The organism is Paracoccus sp. (in: a-proteobacteria), assembly GCF_047973135.1.
GTDB lineage: Bacteria > Pseudomonadota > Alphaproteobacteria > Rhodobacterales > Rhodobacteraceae > Paracoccus.
Map to the genome: position 1 here is coordinate 1 of NZ_JBKEBL010000169.1, position 9,873 is coordinate 9,873.

The 9,873-nt window shown below is 63.2% G+C and carries 7 protein-coding genes and 2 pseudogenes; 8 read left to right on the plus strand and 1 reads right to left on the minus strand.

Translation table 11 applies throughout. The features are described 5' to 3' along the window. From ACK5L9_RS12910 to pheS, 8 genes and pseudogenes are all read left to right on the plus strand, one after another. Positions 1 to 844 (plus strand): annotated as a pseudogene (locus ACK5L9_RS12910) (aldehyde dehydrogenase); the annotation flags it as partial. After that, on the plus strand, positions 844 to 2,628 hold the full coding sequence (locus tag ACK5L9_RS12915; protein WP_416911879.1) for a thiamine pyrophosphate-binding protein: 1,785 nt from the start codon (positions 844 to 846) through the stop codon (positions 2,626 to 2,628). The pseudogene ACK5L9_RS12910 and the gene ACK5L9_RS12915, both read left to right, overlap by 1 nt. Before the next feature lie 54 nt (positions 2,629 to 2,682). Next, complete coding sequence (locus ACK5L9_RS12920) at positions 2,683 to 4,578, plus strand: bifunctional sugar phosphate isomerase/epimerase/4-hydroxyphenylpyruvate dioxygenase family protein (protein ID WP_416911873.1); 1,896 nt, start codon at positions 2,683 to 2,685, stop codon at positions 4,576 to 4,578. Between the two features lie 342 nt (positions 4,579 to 4,920). Then, the gene (locus tag ACK5L9_RS12925) at positions 4,921 to 5,268 is read left to right on the plus strand and encodes an antibiotic biosynthesis monooxygenase family protein (protein WP_416911874.1); all 348 of its coding nucleotides are present in this window, start codon (positions 4,921 to 4,923) and stop codon (positions 5,266 to 5,268) included. Next, the gene (locus tag ACK5L9_RS12930; RefSeq protein WP_416911875.1) at positions 5,265 to 6,122 is read left to right on the plus strand and encodes a metalloregulator ArsR/SmtB family transcription factor; all 858 of its coding nucleotides are present in this window, start codon (positions 5,265 to 5,267) and stop codon (positions 6,120 to 6,122) included. The genes ACK5L9_RS12925 and ACK5L9_RS12930 overlap by 4 nt, the downstream gene beginning before the upstream one ends. Before the next feature lie 7 nt (positions 6,123 to 6,129). Continuing rightward, a complete protein-coding gene (gene arsB, locus ACK5L9_RS12935) occupies positions 6,130 to 7,182 on the plus strand; it encodes an ACR3 family arsenite efflux transporter (RefSeq protein WP_416911876.1) in 1,053 nt (350 codons plus the stop codon). Continuing rightward, entirely contained in the window at positions 7,179 to 7,904 is a 726-nt protein-coding gene (arsH, locus tag ACK5L9_RS12940) for an arsenical resistance protein ArsH (RefSeq protein ID WP_416911877.1), read from the plus strand. Before arsB ends, arsH begins: the two co-directional genes overlap by 4 nt. A 61-nt stretch (positions 7,905 to 7,965) precedes the next feature. Further along, positions 7,966 to 9,045: a phenylalanine--tRNA ligase subunit alpha gene (gene pheS / locus ACK5L9_RS12945; protein ID WP_416911878.1), complete on the plus strand. Its 1,080-nt coding sequence runs from the start codon at positions 7,966 to 7,968 to the stop codon at positions 9,043 to 9,045. Between the two features lie 471 nt (positions 9,046 to 9,516). Here the strand turns inward: pheS and ACK5L9_RS12950 are convergent. After that, positions 9,517 to 9,873, minus strand: a pseudogene (locus tag ACK5L9_RS12950) (phosphomannomutase); the annotation flags it as partial.

Consider the following 9,873-nt stretch of genomic DNA (forward strand, 5'->3'; position numbering starts at 1 on the left):
CCAGGCCGACCTGACGCTGGCCACCGGCGGCAAGCCGATGGTGCAGGCGGCCTACAGTTCGGGCAAGCCCGCCTATGGCGTGGGGGCCGGCAATTCGACCATGGTGATCGACGAGACCGCCGATATTGCCGAGGCGGCCGCCAACAGCCGCCAGTCCAAGATGTCGGATTTCGGCTCGGGCTGTTCGGCGGATGGCAATCTGGTCATCGTCGATGCGGTCTATGACAGGATGCGCGATGCGCTGATCGCCGAAGGCGGTCATCTGTGCAGCCCCGAGGAAAAAGATCTGCTGAAAAAGGCGCTGTGGAAAGAGGATGGCAGCCGCCGCATCGAAACCGTCGCCGTAGCGGCCAAGGTCATCGCCGATTTCGCCGGTTTTGACCTGCCCGAGGATCGCAAGTTCCTGATGGTGGAACAGGACGAGATCGGCAAGGATCATTTCTTCAGCAAGGAAAAACTGTCGGTGACCATGGCGCTGTATCGTGCCAGGGATTTTGACGACGCGCTGGCCAAGGTGCGCGCGATCTACGAGGTCGGCGGCAAGGGCCATTCCTGCGGCATCTATTCCTTTGACGAGGAACGTATCCTGCGCCACGCACAGAACGCCCCGGTCAGCCGCGTGATGGTGCGCCAGCCGCAATCCAAGGCCAATGCCGGATCGTTCAGCAACGGCATGCCGATGACTTCCAGCCTTGGCTGCGGGATCTGGGGTGGAAATATCACGAATGAGAATGTCAGCCTGAAACATTATATGAACGTCACCTGGGTCGCCCGCCCGATCCCCGAGGATCGCCCGTCCGACGCGGAACTGTTCGGCGAGTTCTATAACACGGAGGCATTGTGATGGCCGTTCCCGGCAAGGATCTGATCGCCAACCAGATGGTACGCTATCTGGAAGGGCGCGGGGTCGAACATATCTTTGGCCTCTGCGGCCATACCAATATCGCGGTGCTGTCGGCGCTGGCCAATTCCCGCGTCAAGTTCATCAATGTGCGCCATGAACAGATCAGCGCCCATGCGGCGGATGGCTATGCGCGGGTGACGGGCAAGGCTTCGGTACTGCTGTCGCACCTGTCGCCGGGCCTGACCAATGCGGCGACCGGTGTGGCGAATGCGGCGCTGGACTGTATTCCGATGGTGGTGATCGCGGGCGACATCCCCAGCTATTACTATGGCAAGCACCCGCACCAAGAGGTGAACCTGCATGCCGATGCCAGCCAGTATGAAATCTATCGCCCCTTCGTGAAACGGGCATGGCGCGTCGATACGCCGGAACTGTTGCCCGAGATTCTGGAAAAGGCGTTTCTGCTGGCCGAAAGCGGTCAGCCGGGGCCGGTGCTGGTCAATGTGCCGATGGACATCTTTTCGGCCGAGATCGACCCCGCGCTGTGGGATCGCCTGAAAGGCAATACCAAGGCGCTGACCAAACCGTCCATTGACGACGAGACCGCGCGCCGGATCATTTCGGATCTGGCAGGGGCGCAGTCGCCTGTTCTTTATGTGGGCGGCGGCGTCGCGCTGGCGCGGGCCTATGACGAGCTGCGCGATTTCGTGGATCACATGCAGATCCCGGTGTCGCACAGTCTGATGGGCAAGGGCGTGCTGCCGGACGATCATCCGCTGGTTCTGGGAATGACCGGGTTCTGGGGGATGAAATTCACCAATGAACAGACCCTTGGCGCTGACTGGATTCTGGCGTTGGGGACGCGGTTCAAGGAAGCGGATTGTTCAAGCTGGTATCCGGAATACACCTTCAATATCGGCGAGGGCGGGTCAAAGCTGATCCATATCGACATCGAGCCGCAGGAAATCGCCCGCAACTATCCGACTGAAATCGGTGTTGTGGCGGATCTGAAATCGGCGCTGAAGGTGCTGAACCGCGTCGCGCGCGAGATGCTGCCGGGCGGTCGCAAGGCCCCCGGTCTGGCCGACCGGATCGCGGCGGAACGCAAGGCGTTTGCGGCGAAGAATGTCGGGATGCAGAGCTCGGACGCGTTTCCGATGATGCCAGAGCGCATTCTGGCCGATCTGCGCGCCGCGATGCCGAAGGACGCGATCCTGACCTCGGATGTGGGCTGGAACAAGAACGGCGTGGCGCAGCAGTTCGACATCCTGACGCCCGGCTCGATCCTGATCCCCGGCGGTTTCGCGACCATGGGCTTTGGTCCCCCCGCAGCCATCGGTGCCAAGATCGCAGCGCCGGATCGCGTGGTGATCAGCCTTGTGGGCGATGGCGGCTTTGGCCAGAACCCCGCGATGCTGGCCACGGCGGCGGCGGAAAACCTTGCCGTGATCTGGGTGATCATGAACAACAACGCCTATGGCACCATCGCCGGGCTGCAAAAGGCGAATTACGGGCTGACGCACGGGACGACCTTCCCGCGCGCCACGGACCCCGCCGAGCAGACGCCCGATTACGCCACCATCGCCCGCGCCTATGGCTGCGAAGGCGTGCGCGTGACCTCGGCTGACGGGTTCCGGCCCGCGCTTGAGGCGGCGATTGCCAGCGGGCGGCCCACGGTGATCGACGTCGCGATGGTCAACAACCCGACGCCGACCTCGGGGCACTGGAACATCCTCGACATCTATTCGCCGGAAGGCAATGTTGGGCATGTGTCAACCGACTGACCGACCGGGCGGCGCGAGGTGATCGCGCCGCCTTACCCCTGAAAGGACCATGTGATGCGGACATCCATTGCCACCGTCTCTATCGCCGGCGATCTTCGTGACAAGCTGGCCGCCATCGCCAAGGCCGGTTTTGACGGGATCGAGATATTCGAGCAGGACTTCATCGCCTATGCCGGGTCTCCGTCCGAAATCGGCGAGATGGTCCGCGATCACGGCTTGCGCATCGACCTGTTTCAGCCGGTCCGCGATTTCGAGGGCCTGCCCGAACCGCTGCGCCGCAAGGCATTCGACCGAATCGAGCGGCGTTTCGACATGATGGAGGAACTGGGCACCGACCTGCTGCTGGTCAGTTCCAGCACCCATCCCGAGACTCGGGGCGGGGTTGACCGCATCGCGGCCGATTTCGCCGAACTGGGCGAGCGCGCCGCCGCCCGTGGCCTGCGCGTGGGCTATGAGGCGCGGTCATGGGGCAGTTTCGTATCCGATTACCGCGACGCATGGGAGGTCGTGCGCCGCGCCGATCACCCCGCCATCGGGCTGATCCTCGACAGCTTTCACACCCTGGCCAAAAAGGTCGATCCGCACGCGATCAGCGCCATCCCGGCAGATCGCATCTTTCACGTGCAACTGGCCGATGCGCCGTCCATCGGCATGGATCTGGAATATATGTCCCGGCATTTCCGGGGCATGCCGGGCGAGGGCGGGCTGCCGCTGGTCGATTTCATGCGCGCGGTGGTCGCGACCGGCTATGACGGGGCCTACAGCCTTGAAATCCTGAATGACAGGGTGCGGGGCGGCAGCGCGCGGTTGGCGGCGCTGGACGGGTACCGGGCGCTGATCTATCTGGCCGATCAGATCAAGCGCGCCGATCCGGCGGCGCAGATCGACGTGCCCGCCATGCCGCCCAAGGGCCGCGTCCACGGGGTCGAGTTCATCGAATTCACCGCCAATGAGGCCGAGGCGAAAACGCTTGGCGACATGCTGCATTCGCTGGGGTTTGCCGCCGCCGCGCGGCATGTGTCGAAATCGGTGACACTGTGGCGGCAGGGCGACATCAATCTGGTGGTCAATACCGAACAAGAGGGCTTTGCCCATTCCGCCTATGTCATGCACGGCACCAGCGTCTGCGATATCGGGTTGATGGTCGAAAATGCTGACGCAACAGAGGAACGCGCCCGCGTTCTGGGCGCGAACCTGTTTTCCCAGCCATTGGGCGCGGGCGAGCTGGATATTCCCGCCGTTCGCGGCGTCGGCGGCTCGGTCCTGCATTTTCTGGACAGGCGCACGGAACTGCGCGAGGTCTGGAACCGCGAATTTACGCCGCTGCCCACCGACGCAAGGGCCGCGCCGACCGGGCTGACGCGGGTGGATCATGTGGCGCAGGTCATGAAGCACGAGGACATGCTGACCTGGACGCTGTTCTATACCTCGATCTTCGAAATCGAAAAGGCCCCCGAGGTGGATGTGGCCGATCCCGGCGGCATCGTCCATTCCCGCGCGCTGCAAAGCGATGACGGCGCGCTGCGGCTGACGCTGAACGGGGTGGATACGCACCGCACCTTTGCCGGACAGTTCGTTTCCGACAGCTTTGGATCCTCGGTGCAGCATCTGGCCTTTGCCACGGATGACATTTTCGAAACCGCCCGCAGGCTGAACGATAACGGCTTTCAGACGCTGCCCATCTCGGGCAACTATTTTCAGGACGTCGCCGCGCGTTTCGGGCTGGATGCCAAGATGGTCGGGGCGCTGCGCGAGGCGAATATCCTCTATGACGAGGATGCCGATGGCGGGGCCTATTTTCAGCTTTATTCGCGCCCCTATGGCGATGGATTTTTCTTCGAGGTGGTCCAGCGGCGCGACGGCTATAACGGCTATGGCGCGCCGAACGCCCCCTATCGCACAGCGGCACTGAAGCGTCTGGCACGCCCGGCTGGCATCCCGAGGGCATAACCGGGCAGCGCAGGTCCGGCGTCACCGCCGGATGATTTGCGTCCCGCGATAGCCGGGGGAGTTGCACCCCCCGGACCCCCTGCTTTTTCCATGCGGCAATACGCGCGATGTCAGGGCCTTCTTTCATGGCTCGATCACTATCGAAGCATCTGTGTGATTCAAATCTCTGGTATCGGCGAAACACACAGGAAAAGGGATCGCCATGCTGACCTGCGTTATCCGCTGTCATATTGACCCCACGAAAAAGGCCCGGTTCGGGGAATATGCCCGGAAAGGGAATTTCCTGCTTCGCGAGGGCCGGACCTTCCCGAAGCTTGTATCCGCGCCGCATGGGGGGCGGGCATGATCGCGGTGATAGTCGATGTCGAACCGGCTGACGGCCGCAAGGAAGAATATTTCGACATTTCCGCAAGGATGCGGCCAATGCTGGGCAGTATCCAGGGCTTTATCCCGGTCGAACGGTTCCAGAGCCTGACCGATCCGCGCAAAATCCTGTCGCTTTCATTCTTCGGGGATAAGACAGCCATTTCCCGCCCACGCCATGCTTGCCCGGTCTGGCACCACATTCCGCATGCCATTGCTGTCATTCGTGCGATGCGTTGCGGGCCTGCCCAAATATCGCAAGGGATCCTGAACGATTTACGCTGTTCTTCCCTTTTCATTTCTATTATCGTCGAAATATGGAAATGAACAACGCCCTCGATTGCTTTGCCGCGCTGTCCCAGTCGATGCGGCTGTCGGTGTTCCGGCTGCTGGTCCGTGCCGGGCAGGGCGGCATGGCTGCCGGTCAGATTGCCGGGGCGCTGGATGTGCGCGAAAACACGCTGTCGGCCAATCTGTCGGTGCTGGCATCGGCCGGGCTGGTGCAGAGGCGGCGTGAGGGGCGGTCGATCCGGTATTTCGCCGATCTGACCACCATGCGGCATCTGGTGGATTACCTGTTCAGCGATTGCTGCGGCGGGAATCCGGCTATCTGTCGGCCCGTCATCAACACCCAGATTCTTCTGCCCATCCCCGAAACATCATGGACAACCCAGATGCGCGAGCCCCCCTTCAACGTGCTGTTCCTGTGCACCGCCAATTCCGCCCGCTCGCTGATCGCCGAGGCGATCCTGAACGCCGATCCCTCGGGGCGGTTCCGGGCGTTTTCGGCGGGCTCGCAGCCTGCGGGCCAGCCCAATCCGCATACTGTCCGGCTGCTGGCGCGGTTGGGCCATGACCTGACGGGCATCCGCTCGAAAAGCTGGGACGAGTTTGCCGGGCCGGATGCGCCGCAGATGGATTTCGTCTTTACCGTCTGCGACAATGCGGCGGGCGAGGTTTGTCCGGTCTGGCCGGGTCATCCCGTGACGGCGCATTGGGGCATTCCGGATCCGGCGGCGGTTGGCGGCAACGAGGCCGAACAGGCCGCCGCCTTCAACCGCGCCCATCAGATGCTGGCCACCCGGCTGGCCGCCTTTACCAGCCTGCCGCTGGAATCGCTGGAACGCAGCGCGCTGAAGGTGCAGATGGACGAGATCGGCAACGACATGACCACGGCCTGAGGCGGACATGACCGACGCAAGTGCCACCGGGGGCGGAAACCTTGGAACATTCGAACGCTGGCTGACGCTGTGGATCGCGCTGGCGATGGTCGCGGGCGTCGTGATCGGTGCCATCGCGCCGGGGCTGGTCATATTGATTGCCGGGGCCGAAATCGTCCATATCAACCTTGTTGTTGCCGTGCTGATCTGGGCGATGGTCTATCCGATGATGGTCGGCGTCGATTTCGGGGCGGTCGCCGGCATCGCTCGCCAGCCGCGCGGGTTGTTGATCACGCTGGCGATCAACTGGCTGATCAAGCCCTTTTCGATGGCGCTGCTGGCAGTACTTTTCTTCGACCATGTCTTTGCCCCCTGGATCGCGCCCGACGATGCCGCGCAGTATATTGCCGGGCTGATCCTGCTGGGTGCGGCCCCCTGTACGGCGATGGTCTTTGTCTGGTCGCAACTGGTGCGCGGCGATGCGACCTATACGCTGGTGCAGGTCTCGGTGAACGCTCTGATCAGGGTCGTGGCCTTGGCGCCCATCGTCGCCTTCCTGCTGGGCGTGACCGAGATCAGCGTGCCCTGGCAGACGCTGGTTCTGGCCACGGTGCTTTATGTCCTGTTGCCGCTGGCTGTGGGGCTGCTGACGCGGCGGGCGCTTGGGTCGGCGCAGGCGATCAAGGCGTTCTCGGCCCGCGTCAAGCCGTGGTCGATGGTCGGGCTGGTGGCGACGGTGGCGATCCTGTTTGCGCTTCAGGGCGAGGTGATCCTGAACCGGCCCTTTGTCATCGGTCTGATTGCCGTGCCGATTCTGATCCAAAGCTATATGATCTTCGCGATGGCCTATGGCGCAGCCTGGTTGCTGCGCGTGCCGCACGGGATCGCGGCACCCTGCGCGCTGATCGGCACGTCGAATTTCTTTGAACTGGCGGTTGCCGTGGCGATCAGCCTGTTCGGCCTGAACTCGGGCGCGGCGTTGGCGACGGTCGTGGGCGTGCTGGTCGAGGTGCCGGTGATGATGTCTCTGGTGGCCCTTGCCAACCGCAGCCGCGCCAGCTTTGCCCGGAGGGCAGGATGACCGATCCGCTGGACGATCTTCCGAATATCCGCCGCGACTGTTTCGCTCCCATCGACCCGGCACGCCTGTCCCCGGCCTCGCGCGCCGGCCACCCCCCGCGCATCCTGATCCTGTACGGGTCGCTGCGCGGGCGCAGTTTTTCGCGTTTTGCCGCCGAAGAGGCCGCGCGCCTGCTGACCGCCTTCGGGGCCGAGCCGCGGTTCTTTGACCCGAGGGGCCTGCCACTGGTCGATGACGGGAACGCCGATCATCCCAAGGTCGCGGAACTGCGCGATCTGGTCGGCTGGTGCGAGGGGATGGTCTGGTCCTCGCCCGAAAGGCACGGCGCGATGACCGGGGTGATGAAGACCCAGATCGACTGGATCCCCCTGTCCCTGGGCGGCGTGCGTCCGACGCAGGGCAAGACGCTGGCCGTGATGCAGGTCTGCGGCGGCAGTCAAAGCTTTAACACGGTAAACCAGTTACGCCTTCTTGGCCGCTGGATGCGACTGCTGACGATCCCCAACCAATCCTCGGTCGCGAAGGCCTGGAACGAATTCGACGATGAGGGCCGCATGAAGCCCTCGGCATTTTATGACCGCATCGTCGATGTGACCGAGGAACTGGTCCGGTTCACCCTGCTGACCCGCGACATCCGCGAGGCTTTGGTGGACCGCTATTCCGAACGCGTCGAAAGCCACGCGGCGCTGTCGGCCCGTGTCGATCAGTCAAAGGCGGTCTGAGTGCTTTCCCCTGCCGTCCCAAGATGCTAACCGGGGGCCAAATGATGCCCGAGGCCCCGACATGGACGACCTGACCCCGCTGCGCCAGCAATGGCTTGACCGTATCAAGGATGCCGCCGATCCTGCGGCGATCGAGGATGTGCGCCTTGCCGCCCTTGGCAAGAAGGGCGAGATCAGCCTGAAAATGCGCGAACTGGGCAAGATGACCTCCGAGGAGCGTCAGACCAAGGGCCGCGCGCTGAACGACTTGCGGGACGAGATCGACAGCGCCCTGCGCGCCCGCAAGGCCAGCCTGGAGGATGCCGCGCTTGAGGCCCGTCTGGCTGGGGAATGGCTGGATGTGACCCTGCCGGGCCGCCCGCGTCCGCAGGGCACCATCCACCCGGTCAGCCAGGTCACGGACGAGGTCACGGCGATCTTTGCCGATATGGGCTTTGCCGTCGCCGAGGGTCCGCAGGTTGAAACAGACTGGTATAATTTCGACGCGTTGAACATCGCGCCCGAACATCCCGCGCGGCAGGAACACGATACGTTTTTCATGCGCCGCGCACCGGGCGACAACCGCCCGCCCCATGTGCTGCGCACCCATACCAGCCCCGTACAGATCCGCGCCTTGCAGGATCACGGCGCGCCCATCCGCGTCATTGCGCCGGGCCGCGTCTATCGCATGGACATGGACCAGACCCACACGCCCATGTTCCACCAGATCGAAGGGCTGGCCATCGACCGCGACATCAGCATGGCGCAACTGAAATGGGTGCTGGAAGAGTTTTTCAGCGCCTATTTCGGAACGCCGGTGAAAACCCGTTTCCGCGCCAGCCATTTTCCCTTTACCGAGCCTTCGGCCGAGGTGGACATTCAATGTTCGTGGCAGGGCGGCACGCTGAAAGTGGGCGAGGGGGACGACTGGCTGGAGGTTCTGGGCTCGGGCATGGTGCATCCGCATGTGCTGCGCTCGGCCGGTGTGGATCCGGCGGAATGGCAGGGTTTCGCCTTCGGCATGGGCATCGACCGGATCGCGATGCTGAAATATGGCATCCCCGACCTGCGCGCCTTTTTTGAAAGCGACCTGCGCTGGCTGCGTCATTTCGGCTTCGCGCCGGGGGATGTGCCGTCCGTGGCGGGCGGGCTGAACAGGTAGGCAGCTATTTCGCGGCAAGCGTCGCGCGGGGCCGGGAAAATGGCTTTGCCGCTTCACGCTGGAAACCCGGAAACCAGTCCGAAAGCGACCTGAAGCGTCGGCGTTTCTGGCAAATTTTAGGTGGATCAGGAATGATTTCCTCTACAGCAGAGGCTTAAATTCCCTTTCCAGCAGCCTGTTAAACACGTCTGGTTATATATCTGGCGCATGAAAATGCACTGCCTATTCCAGGCAAACCGATGCACAAATGGCCCAGGTCTCAACCTGTCGGGCGGGATGGTTCTCCGAATGTGCTCGCGCGATGACAGCCGTTCCGGGCGCGGCGCGCCCGCCGCTGCATTTGTGCCCCGCGATGGCCGGGGGCGTTGCATCGCCCAGCCTCCGCGCTGGCCCCTCTTTATGCAGCTTTTGCAGCGCCTTGGGCCAGCAGCGACGGGGCGGGCTATGCCCGTCCCGCACCCCGTCAGCAGATCAGCCTTTCAGCAACGCCGCGATTTCGGCCTGTCTGGCGCTGACCAGTTCGGCATCGCCGTCGGATTCGAGGTTCAGGCGAACGACCGGTTCGGTGTTCGATTTGCGCAGGTTGAAGCGCCAGCCCTCGAAGCTGAGCGAAACGCCGTCCAGATCGTCGCGCCCCTTCGCGTCGGGTTCATAGCGGGCAATCAGCCGCGCGATGGCCGCGTCGGGATCGTCGAGGTGGTAATTCGTTTCGCCCGAGGACGGGTAAAGCCGCATCCGTTCCGACAGAAGCTGCGCCAGCGTCTGCCCCTTGCGCGACAGCAGTTCGACCATCAGCAGCCACGGGATCATGCCGCTGTCGCAATAATA